General features: G+C 67.5%; 17 protein-coding genes. 5 read left to right on the top strand and 12 right to left on the bottom strand.

What is annotated here, in order from left to right:
• Nucleotides 1-72 precede the first annotated feature (72 nt).
• From ACREPD_RS03900 to ACREPD_RS03880, 5 genes are read right to left on the bottom strand one after another with little or no spacing between them, the layout of a single operon-like run.
• Nucleotides 73-1,140 (bottom strand): acyltransferase family protein, encoded by a 1,068-nt coding sequence (locus tag ACREPD_RS03900; RefSeq protein ID WP_431598079.1) that lies wholly within the window; start codon nucleotides 1,138-1,140, stop codon nucleotides 73-75.
• A complete protein-coding gene (gene nagA, locus ACREPD_RS03895; protein WP_431598078.1) occupies nucleotides 1,137-2,285 on the bottom strand; it encodes an N-acetylglucosamine-6-phosphate deacetylase in 1,149 nt (382 codons plus the stop codon). The genes ACREPD_RS03900 and nagA overlap by 4 nt, the downstream gene beginning before the upstream one ends.
• Entirely contained in the window at nucleotides 2,285-3,313 is a 1,029-nt protein-coding gene (locus ACREPD_RS03890; RefSeq protein WP_431598077.1) for an SIS domain-containing protein, read from the bottom strand. The genes nagA and ACREPD_RS03890 overlap by 1 nt, the downstream gene beginning before the upstream one ends.
• Nucleotides 3,314-3,320: 7 nt before the next feature.
• The gene (locus tag ACREPD_RS03885) at nucleotides 3,321-4,388 is read right to left on the bottom strand and encodes a LacI family DNA-binding transcriptional regulator (protein WP_431598076.1); all 1,068 of its coding nucleotides are present in this window, start codon (nucleotides 4,386-4,388) and stop codon (nucleotides 3,321-3,323) included.
• Nucleotides 4,389-4,430: 42 nt separating this feature from the next.
• The gene (locus ACREPD_RS03880) at nucleotides 4,431-5,723 is read right to left on the bottom strand and encodes a sugar MFS transporter (RefSeq protein WP_431598075.1); all 1,293 of its coding nucleotides are present in this window, start codon (nucleotides 5,721-5,723) and stop codon (nucleotides 4,431-4,433) included.
• A 413-nt stretch (nucleotides 5,724-6,136) separates the two neighbouring features.
• On the opposite strand from ACREPD_RS03880, the gene ACREPD_RS03875 reads away from it, so the two are divergent.
• From ACREPD_RS03875 to ACREPD_RS03865, 3 genes are all read left to right on the top strand, one after another.
• Nucleotides 6,137-7,111 carry a glucokinase family protein gene (locus ACREPD_RS03875; protein ID WP_431598109.1) on the top strand — a complete coding sequence of 325 codons (975 nt, stop codon included), beginning with the start codon at nucleotides 6,137-6,139 and terminating at the stop codon, nucleotides 7,109-7,111.
• Nucleotides 7,112-7,226: 115 nt separating this feature from the next.
• Nucleotides 7,227-9,887 (top strand): TonB-dependent receptor, encoded by a 2,661-nt coding sequence (locus ACREPD_RS03870; RefSeq protein WP_431598074.1) that lies wholly within the window; start codon nucleotides 7,227-7,229, stop codon nucleotides 9,885-9,887.
• 91 nt (nucleotides 9,888-9,978) lie between these two features.
• Nucleotides 9,979-12,315 (top strand): family 20 glycosylhydrolase, encoded by a 2,337-nt coding sequence (locus ACREPD_RS03865; RefSeq protein ID WP_431598073.1) that lies wholly within the window; start codon nucleotides 9,979-9,981, stop codon nucleotides 12,313-12,315.
• 275 nt (nucleotides 12,316-12,590) lie between these two features.
• Here ACREPD_RS03865 and ACREPD_RS03860 read toward each other — a convergent pair whose 3' ends face one another.
• Entirely contained in the window at nucleotides 12,591-12,980 is a 390-nt protein-coding gene (locus tag ACREPD_RS03860; protein WP_431598072.1) for a VanZ family protein, read from the bottom strand.
• A gap of 1 nt (nucleotide 12,981) precedes the next feature.
• Nucleotides 12,982-14,166, bottom strand: coding sequence for a class I SAM-dependent methyltransferase (locus tag ACREPD_RS03855; protein ID WP_431598071.1), 1,185 nt, complete (start codon nucleotides 14,164-14,166; stop codon nucleotides 12,982-12,984).
• Between the two features lie 55 nt (nucleotides 14,167-14,221).
• Here ACREPD_RS03855 and ACREPD_RS03850 point away from each other — a divergent pair, with 55 nt between their 5' ends.
• A complete protein-coding gene (locus tag ACREPD_RS03850) occupies nucleotides 14,222-14,959 on the top strand; it encodes a pteridine reductase (protein ID WP_431598070.1) in 738 nt (245 codons plus the stop codon).
• Nucleotides 14,960-15,034: 75 nt separating this feature from the next.
• On the opposite strand, the gene folK is transcribed toward ACREPD_RS03850, so the two are convergent.
• The gene (gene folK / locus ACREPD_RS03845; RefSeq protein WP_431598069.1) at nucleotides 15,035-15,517 is read right to left on the bottom strand and encodes a 2-amino-4-hydroxy-6-hydroxymethyldihydropteridine diphosphokinase; all 483 of its coding nucleotides are present in this window, start codon (nucleotides 15,515-15,517) and stop codon (nucleotides 15,035-15,037) included.
• 85 nt (nucleotides 15,518-15,602) lie between these two features.
• On the opposite strand from folK, the gene ACREPD_RS03840 reads away from it, so the two are divergent.
• Nucleotides 15,603-16,340, top strand: coding sequence for a 20S proteasome subunit A/B (locus ACREPD_RS03840; RefSeq protein WP_431598068.1), 738 nt, complete (start codon nucleotides 15,603-15,605; stop codon nucleotides 16,338-16,340).
• A gap of 4 nt (nucleotides 16,341-16,344) precedes the next feature.
• Here the strand turns inward: ACREPD_RS03840 and ACREPD_RS03835 are convergent, their stop codons facing one another.
• The 4 genes from ACREPD_RS03835 to ACREPD_RS03820 form a co-directional block, all read right to left on the bottom strand.
• On the bottom strand, nucleotides 16,345-17,859 hold the full coding sequence (locus ACREPD_RS03835) for an ATP-binding protein (protein ID WP_431598067.1): 1,515 nt from the start codon (nucleotides 17,857-17,859) through the stop codon (nucleotides 16,345-16,347).
• A gap of 4 nt (nucleotides 17,860-17,863) precedes the next feature.
• On the bottom strand, nucleotides 17,864-18,304 hold the full coding sequence (locus ACREPD_RS03830) for a response regulator (RefSeq protein ID WP_431598066.1): 441 nt from the start codon (nucleotides 18,302-18,304) through the stop codon (nucleotides 17,864-17,866).
• Entirely contained in the window at nucleotides 18,301-20,121 is a 1,821-nt protein-coding gene (locus ACREPD_RS03825) for a sensor histidine kinase (RefSeq protein ID WP_431598065.1), read from the bottom strand. Before ACREPD_RS03825 ends, ACREPD_RS03830 begins: the two co-directional genes overlap by 4 nt.
• A gap of 216 nt (nucleotides 20,122-20,337) precedes the next feature.
• A complete protein-coding gene (locus ACREPD_RS03820; protein ID WP_431598064.1) occupies nucleotides 20,338-21,219 on the bottom strand; it encodes a LysR family transcriptional regulator in 882 nt (293 codons plus the stop codon).
• Between the last annotated feature and the right edge of the window lie 92 nt (nucleotides 21,220-21,311).

The raw sequence follows: 21,311 nt of genomic DNA, 5'->3' as shown, positions 1-21,311 counted from the left end.
ACCTTTGGTTCCCCCCGTAGGGCCGGCGGGCCTACTGTTTACCTGCCGACGTGACGGAAAGGTCAAGATCGGTCAGATCTTGAAGTACACGCGACGCCGGTCGAGAACCCATACGACCACCCACCAGAACGCGACGAAGCCTGCCGCACACAGCAGCGAGGCGAGCATCGGCGCAGTCGGCAACGCCGACAGCAGCAGCGCGTACCAGGCCGCCCACGCGCCGCTGGAGATCAGCACCAGTGCCATCACCGACGAGCCCAGATACGCCGCGATGGCGTTGACACCGAAGCGGCGGCCGATGGCAGGCCAACCCATGCGGTCGATAAGCAGGTGCGCCAGCAGCAGCGCCGCAATCGACAACCCACCGCTCCACAGCACGTAGCTGGGCGTCCACAGGTTCTTGTTGAACGGCAGCATCGGCGCCAGCAGCAGGCCGGCACCGAGCAGCGCGAGCGCAAGCCCGGCGAGCGCGCCCAGGCTGCCGGCACGCAACCAGCGCCCGGCGAGCAGGCCCAGCAGCGTGGTGGCAATCGCCCCGGCACTGCTGAGCAGGCCTTCGGGATCATGGCCAAGTTTGGTGATGGCGTCGTACTTGTACAGGAACGGCGCGAACAACGCGGTGTCTACCTGGCTGACCGGATTTAGCCACGGCGCCAGCGTGTCGGCACCGAGCAGCAACGCTGCGTAGCCCAGCAGCAGGCCCCACAGCACCCCCCACTGCGTGCGTTGCCGCGTGTGGATGGCGAGCAGGCCCACTACCGCCACGCACAGCGCGATGCGCTGCAGGACGCCCCACAGCCGATACGCCGGCAGCTCGAACAACCACCAGGCCAGCACGTGCAGCAACGCGCCCGCAATGAGAATGCGCAGCGCACGCTGCAGCAGCGTGCGGCTCAATGCCGGGCGCGCGGCGGGATCGATGGCGCGCGGCGCGAGGCTGAAGGCCATCGACACACCGGCAATGAACAGGAACAGCGGGAAGATCAGGTCGGTCGGCGTGAACCCGTGCCACTCCGCGTGCAGCAGCGGTGCATACACGTGGCTCCAGTCGCCCGGGTTGTTGACCAGCAGCATGGCGGCCACGGTGAGCCCGCGCAGGGCATCAATGGAGCCCATCCGCGATGACAGGGGCGTGCTCATGCGTCCTCGCGCTGTCCGGCAATCCAGGTGCTGCGTACCTGCAGCGCATCGTCGAGCAGCACCAGGTCGGCCTGGTAGCCCTCCGCGATCTCGCCCAGGCGGTCATCCACGTTGAGGAACTGCGCGGGATAGCGCGCGGCCATGCGTGCGGCCTCGTCCAGTGGCAGGCCAAGCAGGTGCACCGCGTTGCGCACGGCGGTGGCCATATCCAGTGCGGAGCCGGCCAGCGAACCGGCGGCGTTGCGCACCACGCCGTCCACGGCAGTGATCACCTCGCCATAGAGTTCGTAGCTGGGGCTGTCGGCGCCGACCGGCGGCATCGCGTCGGTCACCAGCATCACCTTGCCGCGCGGCTTGGCCGCCAGCGCGACGCGCAGGCTGGCCGGGTGCACGTGCACGCCGTCGGCGATGATGCCGATCCAGCTGTCGCGGTCTTCCAGGGCGGCGCCCACCGCGCCCGGCTCGCGCCCGGTCAGCGGTGACATCGCGTTGTACAGATGGGTGAACCCGCGGATACCGGCATCCAGCCCCGCGCGTGCTTCTTCGTAGGTTGCCGCGGTGTGCCCGGCGGCGACGATGACGCCACGCTCGACCAGCGCGCGGATGCTCTCCAGCGGCACCCGTTCCGGGGCCAGGGTCAGCAGCGTTACGCCGTTGTCGAGCGAGGCGGCCAGCGCGATTTCTTCGGCATCGGGCACGCGGAACTTGTTGGCGTCGTGCGTGCCCTTGCGCGCAGGCGCGATGTACGGGCCTTCCAGATGGATGCCGATCACGCCGGGCACGCCCTCGCGGATCGCCTCACGGGTAGCGTCGATCGCCTTGCGCATCACCTGCATGTCGTCGCTGATCAGCGTCGGCAACAGCGCGGTGGTGCCGAAGCGGCGATGCGCGGCGGCCAGCGTGCGCAGGCTCGCCACGTCGGGGGTGTTGTTGAACAGCACCCCGCCGCCGCCATTGACCTGCGCATCGATGAAGCCGGGCAGCAGCCAGCCGCCGCCCAGGTCGACCTGCTCGTCGGCCAGCCCCAGCTGCGGCGCGGCGTCGGAGACCAGCGCGGTGATGCGCCCGTCCTCGATCACCACCGCTAGGTCGTCGCGGAACTCGTCGCCGGCCAGGATGCGGGCGTTGCGCAGGACGGTCTTCATCAGACGGTCTCCGTCACCTTGTTCAGGTGCGGCGGCAGGTCCGGGTTGTGCCCGCGTCGCAGCGCCAGCGCGTTGATGGCCTTGTAGAACGCCTGCACGGTCAGCAGCGGCGCACACGCGGGGTGCGGTGCCTGCGGCAGCGGCAGGTCACCGTCCGGCGCGGCCAGCCACACCTGCGCGTCGCGCGCGGCGAACTCGGCCGCCACCGCGCGGGTGCCTGCACCGGTTTCATCGGGCTGGGCGAAGGCCAGCACCGGGAAGCCCGGGCCGACCAGCGCCATCGGGCCGTGCTTGACCTCGGCCGAGCTGTAGGCCTCGGCGTGCAGGCCGCAGGTTTCCTTGAACTTCAGCGCCGCTTCCTGCGCCGCGCCCAGGCCCAGACCACGGCCGACCACGAACAGGTTGTGCGCCGGCACCAGGCCGTCGGTCAGTGCCGACCAGTCGCAGTTCCAGGCCTGGCGCAGTGCGTCGGGCAGCGTGCGCAGCGAGGCGATCAGCCCGGCATCCTGGCTCCAGTAGGCCACCAGCTGCAGGATCGCCGACAGCGAGGCCAGGTAGCTCTTGGTCGCCGCCACGCTGCGCTCGGCGCCCGCACCCAGCGGAATCACCGTTTCGGCCAGCTGCGCCAGCGGCGAATCTTCCACGTTCACCAGCGCCACCACGCGCGCACCGGCGGCACGCGCGGCCTCGGCATTGCGCAGCAGGTCCGGGCTCTTGCCGGACTGCGAAATGACGATGTACAGCGCGCCGCGCAGCTGCAGCGGCGATTCGTACACCGAACCCACCGACGGCGACGCCGACGCGGTGACCAGACCCAGCTTCGTTTCCAGCAGGTACTTGGCGTAGGTGGCCGCATGGTCGGAACTGCCACGCGCACAGGTCACCACGAACGGCGGCGGCGCCGCGCGCAGGGTCGCGGCCAGCGTCTGCACCGTCGCTTCGTTGCGCGCGAACTGCGCGGCGATCACGTCGGCCGCTTCGGCGGCTTCGCGGAACATCAGGGTGTCGTGCGGGGCTGGCAAGGACATGCGGGGCTCAGGTGGTTTCAGGAGTGGGGGGCCGCGACGCGAGCGGCCGCATCGGCGCGGTGGAACCGCGCACGACCAGCTGCGGGACGAAGCCCTGGTTCTGCAGCTGCAGCGGCGCATCGTCGTAGGCGTCGCTGCGCAGCTGCGCGATCAACAGGCGCGCGGCGTGGCGCGCGATGTCTTCGGTGGCCTGCTTGGCGGTGGTCAGCGGCGGCCAGGACTGGCGCGAGAACGGGCTGTCCTCGAAGCCGGCGATGGAGAGGTCGTAGGGCACGTTCATGCCCGCGGACTTGGCCGCCGCCAGCACGCCCGCGGCGATCTCGTCGTTGGAGCCGAAGATCGCGGTGGGCGGCTCGCGCAGCGCCAGCAGGCGGCGCGCGCCACGGAAGCCGTCGTCGAAGGTGTAGTCGCCCTGCACCACCAGGTGCTTGTCGACGGTCATGCCGTAATCGCGCAATGCGGCCTCGTAGCCGGCATGGCGTTCGCCGCTGGAGCGGTGCGACGAGCCACCCCAGAGGAAACCGATGCGCTGGTGGCCGAGCTGGATCAGGTGTTCGGTGATCTCGTAGGCGGCCTCGCGGTCGTCGACGAACACGCACGCGCCATCCTGCGGATCGGCGGTGGCGGCGATGATGCGCACCAGCTTGATGCCGCGTGCGGTCAGTGCCGCGACCAGGTCGCGGCGCTCGGACATCGGCGCGGTGAGCACCAGCCCGGCCAGGCGCGAGCGCTGCACCCAGTCGGCCAGTTCCTCGGCCAGCATCGGCGAGCTGGAATCACAGGGATGGATCTGCAGCCCGAAGCCGGTCTCGCGGCACGCGGCCAGCACGCCATTCTGCACGCCGATGATGTGGTACGGGTTGGGGTTGTCGTAGACCAGCCCGATCACCAGCGTGGTACCGGTGCGCAGGTTGCGCGCGGCGGGATCGGGCTCGTAGTCCAGCTCGGCAATGGCGCGGAGCACGCGCGCACGCGTGGCCTGCATGACCGACGGTTCGTTGTTGATGACCCGCGACACGGTCTTCAACGACACCTTGGCCCGTTCGGCGACATCCTTGATGGTCGCTCTGCGCATGCTCTTTTCCTGGCTCACCGGTTGAGCGTCCATGATCGCCGATCACTGCCCGTCGCGGGGCAGTCCGATCCGGTAGCCGCGCAGGGAGTAGAACAGGATGTACAGGTAGCACGGCACCATCAGCCCGGCGAACACCCACTGGAAGTCGAAATGCTGCTTCAGCACCGCGAACGCCTGCGGGATGATCGCGCCACCGGCGATGGCCATCACCAGCAGCGCCGAGCCGGTTTCGGTGAAACGGCCCAGCCCGCGGATCGCCAGCGGGAAGATCGCCGGCCACATCATGGCGTTGGCAAAGCCCAGTGCGGCCACGAAGCCCACCGACACATAGCCGTGGGTCAGCAGCGCGCCGATGCAGAACAGCACGCCCAGGCTGGCCGAAATGCTCAGGTAGCGCGACTGCGAGACCAGGTGCGGGATCAGCGCCAGGCCGGCCAGGTAGCCCACCAGCATGGCGAACAGGGTAATGGAGGTGAACAGCTTGGTCTGGTCCAGCGGCAGGCCGAAGCCGTGGCCGTAGGTACCGATGGCATCGCCGGCCATCACCTCCACGCCCACGTACACGAACAGGCACAGCACGCCCAGCCACAGGTGCGGGAACTGGAAGATGCTGGTGCGCTCAGCCAGGCCGGGCGCGCGCGCCGGGGTGGCGTTGGCTTCGGCAGTCTTGAGTTCCGGCAGCGGCGAGAACAGCACGCCCACCGCCAGCACCACCAGCAGCCCGGCCATGGCCATGTACGGCATCTGGATCTTGGCGGCAAAGGTGTCCAGCAGCGCGTTGCGGGTGACCGGGTCGGCGCTGGCCACCTGGTCGGACAGGTCACCGATGCCGTGCAGCACCAGCGTGCCGATCAGGAACGGGGCGATCATGCCGGCGATCTTGTTGCAGATGCCCATCAGCGCGATGCGCCGCGCGGCGGTCTCGATCGGGCCGAGGATGCTGATGTACGGGTTGACCGCCGTCTGCAGCAGGGCCAGGCCGCTGCCGATGATGAACAGGCCACTGAGCGCGCCCGGGTACCAGCGCTGCTGCGCAAAGTGCGCAAACACCACCGCACCGGCCGCCATCACCAGCAGGCTCAGGCTCAGGCCCTTCTTCATGCCGGTGCGCTTGAGGATCCATGAGGCCGGCAGCGCCAGGAAGAAGTACGACAGGTAGAAGACCATCAGCACCAGGAAGGCGCCCACCTCGTCCAGCTCGAAGGCCAGCTTGACGAAGGTGATCAACGGACCGTTGAGCCAGGTGAAGAAGCCGATCAGGAAGAACAGCACCCCGATGATCATGATCGAGGTGACCACGCTTGAACGCGCGGAGGCAGCAGGCACTGCAGACATCTGGAAGGCTCCTGCATCGACGGCGCGCGGGCGGCGTCGGAAGAGTGGCTGGGAACAACGTTGTCACATTTATTCGATGGGCCACCCGGCTTTGTCAACAATTGGTTTCTGCGCACATCGCAGAAAACCCCGTGCTGCACCTGCGCAAAGAGGCCGCAACGCCCCGCCACGCCTTCACGCGGCCACTGATTGCAACGGCTTTACGAAATCTTGACGGGAGTGGACTGAAAACGTTTTCTTGTGACACAGGTCGCTGCGGCGCAGCATCGAAAGTGTGAGGTTATCGTTGACATCGTTGTCAGAACGATTACAGACTCCGCTCAATCGCCGGGTCCAGACCTGGCCGTACGTATCCCAAGGGAGCCCGTGTGACCGCAGCCGCCCACGCCGTACCGGCCCATGCCCCCGCCGCGATGCCGCCGCCGTTCCTGGCCGCCGACGTGGGGGGCACGCATGTCCGCGTGGCCCGTGTTCAGGCCAGCCAGGACCCGGCCCATCCGGTCCAGCTGCTGGAATACCGCAAGTTCCGCAATGCCGATTACCCCGGCCTGAGCGCCATCCTGCAGGCCTTCATCGCCGACGGCGAACGCCCCGCGCATTGCGTGGTGGCCACCGCCGGGTATGCCCGTGAAGACGGCACGGTGATCACCGCCAACGTGCCGTGGCCGCTGTCGGCACGCCGGATCGAAGCCGACCTCGGCCTGGAAGCGGTCTACATCGTCAACGACTTCGAGGCCGTGGCCTACGCCGCCGCCCAGGTCGATGCCAGCGGCGTGCTGCAGCTGACCGGCCCGGCCACCGCCCCGCGCGGCCCGACCCTGGTGGTCGGCCCGGGCACGGGCTTGGGCGCGGCGCTGTGGATTCCCACCGCGCACGGCGCCGTGGTGCTGGCTACCGAAGCCGGGCAGCCAACGCTGGCGGTGAGCACCGAACTGGAAATGGCGATCGTGCGGCAGATGCAGACCGAGCACGCGCACGTGTCGGTCGAACATGCCCTGTCCGGCCCCGGCCTGATGAATCTTTATCGCGCCCTGTGCGCCATCGAAGGCCAGCCGGCCGTGCTGGCCACGCCCGATGCGATCACCGCCGCGGCCGTGGGCAACCAGGACGTGCTGGCACGCCAGAGCCTGGAAATTTTCTGCGGCCTGCTCGGCAGCACCATCGGCGACATGGCGCTGCAGTACGGCGCCCACGGGGGCGTGTACCTGGCCGGCGGGATCCTGCCGCAGATCCGCGAGTTCCTGTTGAACAGCACCTTCGTCACCCGCTACCTCAACAAGGGGCCGATGCGTGAGGCGCTGGAACGTATTCCCGTGAAGGTGGTCGAGCACGGGCAGCTGGGCGTCATCGGCGCCGCCAGTTGGTATCTCGGCCGCACGGACGCTTGAACACGCAGTACGTGGAAGGTAAGTCGCGCACCGGCAACGGTCGCTGGGCAAGGTCGTACGCATCGCAAACCGCACGCCGTCGCTGGCGCACTAACGCTTGATGAGGAGAGACATCATGAACCACCGCAAGAGCCTGCTTTCGGCAGCCATTTTCAGCTGTATCGCCTTCGGCGCCCACGCGCAGGACGCACAGCCCACCGCCACCGACCTGGACACCGTGACCGTTACCGGTATCCGCGGTTCGATGGAAAAGTCCCTCGACACCAAGCGTGAAGCCAATTCGCGCCTGGAAGTGGTCACCGCCGAAGACGTCGGCAAGCTGCCGGCGCACAACGTGGCCGACACCCTGCAGCGCCTGCCCGGCGTGAACATCAGCTCGGCCAGCGCCGACGAAGGTGGCTTCGATGAAGCCGACCGCGTCAGCCTGCGCGGCACGGCGCCAAGCCTGACCCAGACCCTGATCGACGGCCACAGCGTCGGCTCGGCCGACTGGTTCGTGCTCAGCCAGGGCAACAACGTGGGCCGCAGCGTCAGCTACTCGCTGCTGCCGTCCGAGCTGGTCAGCTCGGTGGAAGTGAACAAGTCCTCGCAGGCCAAGCTGCAGGACGGCGGCACCACCGGTACGGTCAACATCATCACCCGCACCCCGCTGCAGTTCTCCAAGCAGTTCAGCGCCGAAGCCTCGGTGGGCGCCGTGCGCTCGGACCAGGCCGATTCGACCGATCCGCAGTATTCGGCGCTGTTCAACTACAAGAATGACGCCAACAACTTCGGCGTGTTGCTGCAGGCCTTCTACCAGAAGCGCGAGCTGCGCCGCGAAGCGCAGGAAATTCCCGGCGGCTTCTTCAAGATTGCCGCCAACGATCCGGTTGCGCTCACCAACCCGGACCTGGTCGGTGTGAACGTGCCCGGCCTGCTGGGCTCCACCCTGTTCGAACAGACCCGTACCCGCAAGGGCGGCCTGCTGACGATCGAGTTCAAGCCGATCGACAACCTCAGCCTGCAGCTGAGCGGCTTCAGCTCCAAGCTGGAAGCGAACAACTACAACCGCAACTACATGATGTGGGGCAACAGCTTCGCCAAGGTGCAGGCGCCCAACCCGGGCTACACCATCACCGACGGCGTGCTGAGCAATGCCACCTATGCCGGCGTTGCGGGCAGGCCGTACGCGGTCTACGACATGATCTATCGCGAAGCCACCGCGAAGACCAACTACGTCACCTTCGACGCCGATTGGCAGATCAACGACAACCTCAATGCCAAGTTCCAGGCCGGCACCACCAAGGGTGAAGGCTCCACCCCGCGCCAGTTCATCGCCGAACTGAACTCGGCCATTGGTGGCGGCGCGAGCTGGACCACGCACGGCGCAAGCTCCCCGGTGGACTGGAACGTGGGCGGCGACCTCAGCCCGGCCGGTGCAACGTGGGGCGGCACCTGGGGCAACCAGGAAGTCACCGCCGAGGACAAGGAAGACTGGGCAACGTTGGACTTCAGCCAGTACTTCTCGGCCGGCGCGTTGAGCTCGGTGGACTTCGGCCTGCGCTTTGCCGACCACGAGCGTGAGGCGCTGTCGCCGGAAGGCGCTTCGCCGGGCGACATCTGGTCTGCGCTGCAGGGCAGCGCCACCGGTCAGTTCCCGGGCAACTTCGCCAGTGGCGTCGGTGGCAACTTCCCGCGCGACCTCTGGTACTACACCCCGGATGCGCTGAAGAGCGCCATCATCAACAACTCCACCTGGCTGTACAACAACGACGGTCCGAGCGGTCGCCACAACTATGGTGCCGAGTGGAAGGTGAAGGAAAAGAACTTCGCCGGTTACGTGCAGGCCAACTTCACCGGTGACTGGTGGAGCGGCAACGTCGGCCTGCGCTATGTCGACATCAAGCAGGACATCGACACCTTCCTGGCGGTGAGCGACCCGGCCCGCGCCGACGTGAGCAGCCTGTTCGGCATGTGGCAGCGCCAGGCCTTCCAGAACAAGCACAGCCGCGTGCTGCCGAGCGCCAACATCAAGTTCGACCTGGATGACAGCCTGGTGCTGCGCGTCGCCGCGTCGCAGACCCAGACCCTGCCGGACTACTCGGCGCTGGGTGCTTCGGCGTGGGGCTCGGACCTGAACCGCACCGGCGGCGGCGGCAACCCGAACCTGAAGCCGACCCTGTCGACCAACCTGGATGCCAACCTGGAGTGGTACTTCATGCCGCGCGGCCTGCTGTCGGTCGGTGCTTACCACATGGACATGAAGGACTACATCGCCTTCGACGTGGTCAACAAGCAGCTCTTCAGCGAACTGACCAATCAGCTTGAAACCTACGCGGTCTCCACCCCGATCAATGCCGACGGCAAGGTCACCGGCGTGGAAGTGGCCTACGAGCAGCCGATCGGCGAAAACTTCGGCATCAACGCCAACTACACCTACGCCAACGGCACCTCGGCGCACACCTGGGCGGACGGCAGCCACAACCTGCTGGGTACCTCGAAGAACACCTACAACGTGGGCGCCTTCTTCGAGAACGACACCTTCGGTGCACGCGTCAGCTACACCCGCCGTTCGTCGTTCCTGATCAGCCTGTCCGGTGCCAACCCGTACTACCAGGATGATTTCGGCACGCTGTCGGCGTCGCTGAGCTACAAGGCCACCGACTGGCTGAGCATCACGCTGGACGGCCTGAACCTCAACAACCCGACCTACAAGTACTACCAGAGCGCGGCCATTCCGACCTCGTTCTACTCCAACGGTCGCCAGTACTACCTGAACTTCCGCTTCAAGTACTGATCGATCCGCGCCATGTGGTAAAGCTGTACACCTGAAACGGGCCCGGACTTCCGGGCCCGTTTTTTTTAAACCGCACCAAAGGAATGACCCGATGCATACCCGCGCCCGTCGTACCTCGCTGTCGCTGCTGTCCTTTGCACTGGCACTGACCCTGGCCCCGCTGGCGCATGCCGCCGATACCGCGGCCGCGCCCGGCCCGCGCGCCCTGCCCGGGTCGCTCCCCCTGATTCCCGCACCGGCCCATCTCGAACGCATCGATGGCGCCGGCTACACCGTGACCGCCAGCACCGCGCTGCGCGCGCAGGGCGACACCGCCCGCCGCGTGGCCGGCCAGTTCGCCGGCGTGCTGCGCAGCAGCGGCGGCCCGGCGCTGCAGCTGTCCAGCGCGCGCGGCACCGACGGCGTGCGCTTCGTGCTCGACGGCAGCCTCAAGACGGGCGCCGAGGGCTACCAGCTGCGCAGCGATGCGCGCGGCATCACCGTACAGGCCGCCACCGAGGCCGGCCTGTTCTACGGCGCCGCCACGCTGTCGCAGCTGCTGACCGGTGGCAGCAAGGGCGCCGTGCCCGCGCTGCGCATCGACGATGCGCCCCGCTTCAGCTGGCGCGGCCTGATGCTCGATTCGGCACGCCACTTCCAGAGCCTGGACGAGATCAAGCAGGTGCTCGACGCCATGGCCGAGCAGAAGCTCAACACCTTCCACTGGCACCTGACCGACGACCAGGGCTGGCGCATGGAGATCAAGCGCTACCCGAAACTCACCGGCGTGGGCAGCTGCCGCATTCCGGCCGGTGATGGCGGCCGCGACCCGGCCACCGGCGCGCCGCGCCCGTACTGCGGCTTCTACACGCAGGCGCAGATCCGCGAGGTCATCGCCTATGCGGCGGCACGCCACATCCAGGTCATTCCCGAGATCGACGTGCCCGGCCACGCCACCGCCGCGATCGCCGCATACCCCGAGCTGGGCACCATCGACACGCCGCTGCAGCCGCTGAGCGAATGGGGTGTGTTCCCGAACCTGTTCAACACCGAGGAAAGCACGTTCCAGTTCCTGGAGAACGTGCTGGACGAAGTGATCGAGCTGTTCCCGGCCAAGTACGTGCATGTGGGCGGCGACGAGGCGGTCAAGGACCAGTGGGAGGCATCGGCGCGCGTGCAGGCGCGCATGCGCGAGGTGGGCGCGAGCAATGAAATGGAAATGCAGAGCCACCTGATCAAGCGCCTGGAGAAGTACCTGGAGCAGCACGACCGGCGCCTGATCGGCTGGGACGAGATCCTCGAAGGCGGCCTGCCGCCCGAGGCCACGGTGATGTCCTGGCGCGGTACCGAAGGCGGGCTCAAGGCCGCCAGCGAAGGGCACGACGTGGTGATGTCGCCGGTCACCGACATGTACATGGACTACCTGCAGACCAACTCGCCCAACGAGCCGCCGGGCCGGCCGCTGAGCACCCCGCTCGGGCGCGTCTATGGCTTCGAGCCGGTGCCCGACACGCTGGCCAAAGACAAGCAGCAGCACATCCTGGGCCTGCAGGCCAACATGTTCACCGAGCACACGCGCAGCTACGCGCGCCTGCAGCACAACCTGTTCCCGCGCCTGGCGGCCGTGGCCGAAACCGGCTGGTCGCCGCGCGAGCGCCGCGACTTCGCCGACTTCCTGGCCCGCCTGCCCACGCAGCTGCAGCGTTGGCAGGCGATGGGCATCGCGTATGCGCAGACGCCGTTCGAGGTGGAGGCCGATATCAGTGACGACCGCAAGGCCGGCACCGCCACCCTGGCGCTGCGCACGCCGCTGGGCTACGACATCCACTACAGCGTGGATGGCAGCGCGGTGACCGCGCAGTCGCCGCAGTACACCGCGCCGCTCACCCAGCCACTGCCGGTGGGCCTGCAGGCGGCCACGTTCTTCGACGGGCAGGCACTGGCCAAGGCGGCGAGCCGTTTCGATGTCACCGCCGGCTCGCTGCTCCGCCGCACCGACGAGCAGCTGGCCATGTGCCCCGGCGAAGGCAAGCTGCTGCTGCGGCTGGAAGACGACGGCCCGGCGGACGGTGCGCGCGCGATCTTCAACGTCAACATCTTCAACCCGTGCTGGCTGTGGCAGGGCGCGAACGTGGACGGCATCGCCACGCTGCGCGTGCGTGCCGGCCAGATTCCGTACTACTTCCAGCTGGCCCATGACGAACCGCAGCGCCGCTTCGTCAAGGCGCGCAGCGCACACGGCGAAATGGACATCCTCAACGCGCAGTGCGATGGCAAGCCGCTGGCCTCGGTGCCGCTGCCGGCCACCCCGGGCGCAGATGGGTTCATCACGCTGGAGGCCGCGCTGCCGCGTTCGGTGAAGGGCACGCAGGATCTGTGCGTGCGCTTCACCGGCGACACGCGCCCGACGATGTGGGTGCTGGACACCCTGGAGCTGGTGCCGCGCTGACCGCAACACGGTGCCGGCCGATGGCCGGCACCGCGCAGATGGAGCGTCCACGCACGGTAGGGTCGGTTCCCAAACTACCGCCGTGAACGGGTCAACATTCGGTAACGCATGACCTTCATCAAAGGATGCGTTTGCCGTTTCAGGTTGCAGAGCCGTTACCGATCAACGGTCATGCGTTACCGGATCTGGCCGGCACCACGTGCAGTCGTTTGGTAACCGACCCTACCACCACAGTCCGCGAACGAAATCGGGCAACCTGCTCCCGCACTCCGGGATCAGCCCTTCAGGCGCAGCAACACATCGCGCAACGGCGTGAAAACCAGCGCCATGCCGGCCAGCACGCCCACGCTGTTGGCCAGCGCATCCATCGGGTCCGCCATGCGGTTGACGGTCAACGCGCCCTGCAGGAATTCGATGCCGACGCCCAGGCCGACCAGGCCGACGCACGCCCACAGCAGCGCCGCACGCGTGCGGTAGATCTGCACCGCCGAACCGGCCAGCAGGAAGTACGCCAGGAAATGCTCGACCTTGTCGCTGTTCGGCGGCAGGTCCAGCGGCGGTGGCGGAATCAGGCAGACGATGATGGTCAGCGCGATCGCCAACCACCACAGGCCCAGCCAGAAGCGCGGGAAGCGGAGCGGCTTCAACATCCCTGTTGCGGCCATCTCAGAGCCGCCAGGTCAGGTCGCCGAGCTGGAACGCAGCCTCGAAATCGACGTCACGCTGGAACCCCATCACCTGGAAGCGCTCGCCCATGCCGCTGGGCAGGGTGAGCTTCTTGACCTGTTCGCGCAGGCGCAGCGTGCCGATCTCGTCGGAGCGCGCTTCGGCCAGCGCCAGCAATGCATCCAGCCCGTTGCCGAGCAGGAAGCTGGACTGCGTGGAGTAACCGGCCAGCTCGAACCCGGCGTGGGTGCCGGCCTCGGCCAGCGCGGTGAAGTCCACCGACGCGGTCAGGTCCTGCAGGCCGGGCCAGCGGAACACGTCGTTGTGTACGTGGTGGCGGTAGAACGCACGCACGGTGCCGTCGTCGCGATCATCCTGGTAATACTCGTTGCGCGGGTAGCCGTAGTCGACGAACAGCATCGCGCCGCGCTTCAGGCCACCGGCTACCGCCTGGATCCAGTACGGCAGATGCGGCAGCAGTTCGGAACGGTAGCCATCGGCAAAGGGCTTCTCGCGGTAGCGTTCGAGGTGACGCACCGCTGCGGTGAGCATGGCATCGGCCGGCTGCGCGCCGCGCATGAACTGCCCTTCGGCATCCAGTTCCACGGTCTCTTCGTAGACCATGCCGTCGCGGGCGAGGAAGCGCGGGGTCGGCAGCGCGTCGATCACCTCGTTGGCGAACACCATGCCGTCCCAGTCGTCGTCGAACGGACCGTCCAGCCACTCCACCAGCGCGAACAGCGGCGGAATCAGCGCCTGTTCCAGGCGCTCGCGCTGGCGCTCGCGCAGGTCGGCGCTGGGTTCCAGGATCGCGTAGCGCTCGGGCAGCGCATCCAGTTCCAGCAGGCGCTTGAGCAGGATCTCGGCGAAGGCGCCGCTGCCGCCGCCCAGCTCGAGGAACCGCGCCTTCGGGCCGAGCTGCTGCATGACCGGCGCGATGGCGTTGGCCAGGGTGGCGGTGAACAGCGGTCCCATCTCGGGCGCGGTGGTGAAATCGCCGGCCGCCCCGAACTTGCTGGCACCGGCGCTGTAGTAGCCGAAGCCGGGCGTATACAGGCTCAGTTCCATGAACCGCGCGAACGGCATCGCACCGCCGTTGGCGAGGATCTCCGCGCGCAGCGCATCGGCCAGCTGGTCGCTGTGGGCCAGGGCGTCGGTATCGGGGGTGGGCAGTGAGGAATGCATGGCGCGGGCAATTGCGGTGACAATGCACAGCATAGCCGAGCAGGAAGGAGCCCCGATGACCGCCACCACACCCGTCGTGCTGATCACCGGCAGCGCGCGCCGCATCGGCGCGGCCATTGCCCGCCAGTTCCACGCCTGTGGCTGGTCGGTGGTGCTGCACGCGCATACCTCCACCACCGAGCTGCAGCAGATGGCCTTCGACCTGGACATGCTGCGCCCGGGCAGCGTGCTGGCGCTGCAGGCCGACCTGCGCGATGCCGATGCCCTGCCCGACCTGGTGGAACAGACGGTGGCCCAGTTCGGCCGGCTGGACGCCCTGGTCAACAACGCCTCCAACTTCTACCCCACCCTGCTGGGCCAGATCACCGCCGCGCAGTGGGACGACCTGTTCGCGGTCAACGCCCGCGCCCCGCTGCTGCTGGCCCAGGCCGCCGCGCCGCAGCTGCGCCGCCACCAGGGCTGCATCGTCAATCTGACCGATTTCCACGGCACCCAGCCGATGCGCGACCATCCGGTGTACGCCGCCGCCAAGGCCGCGCTGGAGATGATCACCCGCTCGCTGGCGCTGGAGCTGGCGCCCAAGGTGCGGGTGAATGCCGTGGCGCCCGGCGCGATCCTGTGGCCGGAACAGGGCAAGGACGACTACGCCCAGCAGGCGCTGCTGGCGCGTACGCCGCTGGGCCGCACCGGGACGGTGGAAGAGATCGCCGAGGCCGTCTATTGGCTGGTCAATGACGCCCCGTTCGTGACCGGGCATACCCTGCGGGTGGATGGCGGGCGGATGTTGTCGTGACTTCCGGTAGGTATCGACCAACGGTCGATACCTACCGGGCAACCCCGTCTGATGGTAGGTGACGACCGTTGGTCGTCACAGCTCGACCACCTCGAACGCGTCGTCGTGTTGCGCATGTGCGCGCCACAAGGCGGCCAGCGGCAGGCCGCTGACCGGGTCGATGAAGTCCGGCGCGATGTCTGCCAGCGGCTTCAGCACGAACGCATGTTTGAGCTCGGGCCGCGGGATGCGCAGATGGCCGGGGCCCTCCACGATCAGGTCGCCGTAGAACACCACATCGATGTCCAGCGTACGGTCGCTGAAACGCGGCCCGCTGCGGTCGCGCCCATGGGCGTCTTCCAGCGCGTGCAGCCACGGGTCCAGCGCCTCCAGCGGCATGTCGGTCTCGAGGGCCACCGCATTGTTGAGGAAGGCCGGGCCGTCGAAGCCCACGGCGGCGGTACGGTAGGCCGGCGACACCCGGATCGCACCAAAACGCTCGCGCAGCGCGGCCACCGCGGCGTGAAGATGCTGTTGCGGCTGCAGGTTGCTGCCCAGGCTCAGGAGCACAGTGGTCATGATATTCAGCGTACGTAGGGGCGAATCCACACGGGGCCAACATGGCCAGCGCATAGAATCGGGGTGCACATCATAGGACACCGACATGACCTATTGCGTCGGCATTGCGGTGGATGAGGGCCTGGTCTTCGCCGCCGATACCCGTACCAACGCGTCGCTGGACGACGTACGCGTGCATCGCAAGCTGCACGAATTCGAGTTTCCGGGGGAGGCCGCCTTCGTGATCATGGCCGCCGGCAACCTGGCCACCACCCAGCTGCTGATCTCCCGCCTGCATCGCGACGTGGAAGAACAGCGGCCGGAAAACCTGCGCAGCTACCGCCACCTGTTCGAGGTCGCCGAGTACGTGGGCCGGGTGCTGGTGGACAGCCAGGTCAAATCCAGCACCCCCGAGCACGGCCATGATGGGGTCAACACCCAGGCCACGCTGATCCTGGGCGGCCAGGTCGGCGGCGAGCACCCCGGCATGTACATGATCTACCCGCTGGGCAATGCCATCGCCGCCTCCCCGGAGACGCCGTTCCTGCAGATCGGCGAGTCCAAGTACGGCAAACCGATCCTGGACCGCATCATCCGCCCGCAGACCCGGCTGGACGACGCGGCGCGGACCGCGATCGTGTCGCTCGATTCCACCATCCGCTCCAACCTGTCGGTCGGCCTGCCGGTGGACCTGGTGCTGCTGCGCGCGGGCGACCTGCGCATCACCCAGCGCATGCGCCTGGCCGGCGATAGCCCCCTGTATGCCGAGATCCACGGCAACTGGTCACGGCGATTGGAACAGGCGGTAGCGAGCCTACCGCGTTTCCCGTGGGAAACGGGGTAGCTCGCTACCCCGCCAACGCCTCCGCCACCGAACGGAACACCTGCTGCATCTCCAGCGGCTTGCGCAGCACATGCACGCTGATCCCGGCCGGGAAGCGCGTGCGTGAGACGGTGACGTCGGCCTCCTCCAGTACCAGCGCCGGACCGCGATAACCCAGCGCCGCCATCGCACCCAGTAGATGGCTGGCCGACAGCAGCTTGGCGCCGGCGTCGGCGATCACCAGCGCAGGCATCGCCTCCTGCTGCATCCAGCGCAGCGCGGCGCCGCCGTCGGAGGCCAGCTGCAGGTGGTACCCCTGGCTGGACAGCGCGTTGCCCAGCAGCGACAACCGCGTCACCTCACCATCCACCACCAGGATCGACTGACCGGTACCGGCGGCCACCGGCAGCTCCAGCGGCACGACTTCGGCCGGCAATGCCCGCATCGGCAGCAACAGGTCGAAGCGCGTGCCCACGCCCGGCGAACTGTCCACCCGGATGCTGCCCTGCGCGCCTTCGATGATGCGCTTGCACGACACCAGGCCCAGGCCGGTGCCATTGGGCTTGGTGGTGAAGAAGGGATTGAACAGATGCGAGAGCACTTCGGCATTCATGCCCACGCCCTCGTCGGCAACCGACAGGTGCAGCCATTCCTGGCCCTGCAGGTCGCGTTCGCCGAACGCGCGCAGGCTCAGCCGCCCACCGGACGGCATCGCCTGGATCGCGTTCAACGCCAGGTTCAACAGCACCTGCTGCAGTTCGGTGTAGTTCGCATCCACCGCCAGGGTCGGCTCGGCCACCTCCAGGTGCAGGCTGACCTTGGGCGGCAGGTTGCTGCGCAACAGCAGCTCCATCGCCTCGAACAGGTGCGCGATCTGGATCCGCTCGCTCGGGTTGCGCGAGCCGCGCACGAACGACAGCATCGACTCGGCCATCTCATGGCCGCGCCGCCCGCACTCGGCGATCACGTCGGCCAGGTGGTGCAGATGCGGGTCATCGGTCCGCGCCTTGAGCAGCTCGGGCATGATCAGCAGCGGCTGCAGGATGTTGCGCAGATCATGGCTGAGCCCGGCGGCCAGCAGCGACAGGCTCTCCAGCCGCTGCGCGCGCATCAGCTCGGCCTCCACCCGCTGGCGGTCGATCGTGCCGCGCGATTCGCGCACCGCACGCGCCACCGCCGACGGCAGCCGCGCGGGCTGGTGCTTGATGATGTAATCGTTGGCGCCCTGGTGCAGCGCGGCCACGGCGTTCTCTTCGCCGATCGTGCCCGACACGAAGATGAAAGGCACGTCCGGATGCCAGCCGCGCACGATCTCCAGCGCCTGGTTGCCGGAGAATCCCGGCATGGCCAGGTCCGAAAGCACGATGTCCGGCGCGAAACGCAGCAGGGCCTCGCGCAGCTCGGCCGAGGTCTCCACCCGCTCGAAGCTGGCCTCCAGCCCCGCGTCGAGCATCTGCTCGCACATGAGTTCGGCGTCTTCCGGCGAATCCTCCACCAGCAGGATGCGCAGATGTCCCAACAATGGCCCGGTCAGCGGCATGGGATCACTCGACCTCGGGTGCCTGGTTGATGAGCGCCCAGAACTTGCCCAGCGTCTGCACGGCGCCGAAGAACTGGTCCACATCCACCGGCTTGACCACATAGGCGTTCACGCCCAGGTCCCAACTGCGGGCCAGGTCGCTCTCCTCGCGCGAGGACGACAGGATCACCACCGGCAGGCGCTTGAGTTCCTCGGTGGTACGGATCTCGCGCAGCACTTCCAGCCCGTCCATGCGCGGCATCTTGATGTCCAGCAGCAGCACTGCAGGCAGGCCTTCCTCACGGTTGGCGAAGGCGCCGCGGCGCAGCAGGTAGTCCATCGCTTCCACGCCGTCCTCGACGTGCACGATCGGGTTGGCCAGGCGCGCCTCCTCCAGCGCATCGATGGCCATCTCGGCGTCTGCTGGGCTGTCCTCGGCAAGCAGGATGGTTCGAAGTGCGGTCATGCGACGGGGCCTTTGTTGAGTGCATCAAGGGAGGAAGGAAGCAGGAAGTGAAAGGTGGCGCCCTCGCCCACGGCCGAGGCGGCCCAGATGCGGCCGTCGTGGCGGGCCAGTACCCGGCGCACGCTGGCCAGGCCGATACCGGTGCCGGGGTACTCGCTGGCCTTGTGCAGGCGCTGGAAAACACCAAACAACTTGTCGGCGTAGGCCATGTCGAAGCCGGCGCCGTTGTCGCGCACACTGAACAGGTGGCTGCCGTCGGGCTGGCGCTCGTGTTCCACCTCGATCCGGGCCGGGTTGACGTTGGCCGAATACTTCACCGCGTTGCCCAGCAGGTTCAGCCACAGCTGGCGCATCATGTTTTCGTCCGCCACCAGGATCGGCAGTGCGGCGATGTTCCACTCCACCCGGCGCGCCACGCTGCCGGGTGCGGCGTCGCTCTGCAGGTTGGCATCGAGCAGCGCGCGGGTGTCGGCCACCAGCGACTGCATGTCCACCGCCTGCAGACGCATCGCGGCGCGCCCCAGCCGCGAATAGACCAGCAGGTCGTCGATCAATGCGGCCATGCGCCGGGCCGAACCGGCGATCACATCCAGGTAATGGCGCGACTTCTCATCGGCGCCCTCGCCCAGGTGCCGCGCCAGCTTGTCCGAGAAGCCGGCCACGTGCCGCAGCGGCGCGCGCAGGTCGTGCGAGACCGAGTAGCTGAAGGCTTCCAGCTCGCGGTTGACCTCCGACACCTGCTCCACCTTGCCTTCCAGCTGCCGGTTGAGCTCTTCCACGTGTTGCTGCACGGCGCGTTGGACGGTGACATCACTGACCGTCATCAGCACCACTTCATCGTCGCGGTCGGGCAGTGGCATGCGCCGCGCGTTGATCAGCATGGTGCGTACCTGGTCATCGTCGGTGCGTTGTTCGTGCTCGAAGTCCCACAGTTCGCGCCCGCGCAGCAGCACGTCCATCAGCCGCTGGCGCACGGCCGGATCGCTCCACGCGCCGCCGCCCAAGGTATCGAGCACGCGGCCATCGGTGGTCTCATCATCGGGCAGGCCATACAGCTCGGCGAAGGCCGGGTTGTGCAGCTGCACCCGGAGTTCGCGGTCAAGCAGCACGATCGGCTCGCGCACCGTGTGCAGCACCGAGGCGGCGCGTGCGGAGGCGCGCCGGGTGGCGCGCTCGGCCGTGGCGCGGTGCAGGATCTGCCGGTGCAGCAGCCACAGCACCAGGCCCAGCAGCAGCAGCTGCACCAGCAACGCGCTCCAGGACACCAGCTCGCTTTGCCGCTGCTGCTGGGCGAACATCGCCGAGCGCTGGCTCAGCAGCTGCTCCTCGCGCGTCTGCAGTTCCTCGATCAGGCCGCGGATCGGGTAACGGGTGGTGAGGTCCTGCACCAGCTGGCGCTGGTCGTCGTCGGGCTTGGAACGCGCCAGCTGCATGGCCAGCTCCATGCGCCGGTCGAGCAGCGACTGGATGCGGCCGACCAGCACCAGCTGCTCGGGATTGTCGCGGGTCAGCTCGGTCAGCCGGGCCAGCCGCTGCGGGATGTAGCGGGCCTGCCCCAGACGCTCGCGCAGGCCGGGGGCGTCGATGCCCTTGGACATCGTCAGCGCGGCCGATTCCACGTCGCGCACGTCGGCCTGCAGCTGGTAAACCGCGACGCCGACGTCCTGGGTGTGGGTCACCCAACGCATCGCGTCCAGATTCTCGTCGGCGAGTTTGCGCAGGGTCAGCCATGGCACCACGATGATGGCAACAGCCGCCAGGCCGAGGGCCGGCAACCGCCAGCGGTCCCAGAGTTCATCACTGAAAACCAGCGCCATAGACCCTCGTCAGCTCGCATGTCCCCCTCCCTGCCTGCAGCGCCCCGGTTCCGGAACGACGCCCGCAGGGGCGAAGTCCTGAATATACTCCACGCGAACGTGAATACGGGACGAGACCGGACAGCGCGCGATTTCCTTGATGAATCACCACCGTCTGGTACTTGGTGCAGAGAAGCATCAAGTCGAACGTTGTTGCCGAGCACCCGCCATCGTCTGCTACTGACGAGACCATCCTGGCAGTCCTTCCAGCAGCGCCTGTACCGGCCGCGACGCCTTCCCGGCAGCCGAGCACACCAGCCCAAACGTGCGGTGTATCGCCGGCACCAGCGGCATCACGCGCAGGCCACGCTGGTCATCGGGCAACGTTGATTCAGGCACCAACGCCACGCCCATGCCTTCACGCACCAGTATGCAGGCGCTGGTCCAGTCGCGCACCGTCACCCGCACGTCCGAGAGATGCAGGCCCGCGTGTTCAACCAGGCTTTTCGCATTCGCGGCGCAGCCGCCGGTGGCGAGGATGAAGGGCTGTTCGGCCAGTTCTTCCAAGGTAACGCCCCTCTCACTGGCACGGCACCTCAGCGGATGGTTGACCGGCAGCACTGCCACCCAGGCATCGCGACCCAGCACCATCGCGGCCCGGTCCGGCGTGGGGTTCAGCACCACGCCCAACTCCACGGTGCCTGCGGCCAGCCAGTCTTCCACTTCCTCGTCCGTGCCTTCCAGTGCCACCAGCTCGATGCCGGGATGACGGCGCTGGAAGTCCCGCAGCAAACCGGGGAGCAGCACCGAAATCACTGATGGAAAGCTCGCCAATCGAATGCGTCCACCACTCAATCCCTTGCTGTCATCGACCAGCAAGCGGATCGCGTCGAGCCGCTCCAGCATCGCCCGCGCGTGTTCGATGACCTGCTCACCCAGAGCCGTGACGCCGATATGCCGCCGCTCGCGTGTGAATACCTGGAAACCCAGCGATGCCTCCAACTGGGCAATGGCTTGGCTGGCACCTGACTGGGTGATGCCCACGCGCTCTGCGGCGCGCGAGATGTTGCCTGCGTCGGCCACGGCCACGATCAGACGCCAATGCAGGAGGTTCATCATGAATAGAAGTAGCTCAACTAATACATAAGAAATTGAACATTAATTTTACAGGGCCTCTTCTGGCAAGCACAGTGGCCCGGCGCAACCTGCCG

Origin of the sequence: Stenotrophomonas sp. (assembly GCF_050737075.1) — a bacterium.
Lineage (GTDB): Bacteria > Pseudomonadota > Gammaproteobacteria > Xanthomonadales > Xanthomonadaceae > Stenotrophomonas.
This window is presented reverse-complemented; position numbering and strand designations above follow the sequence as displayed.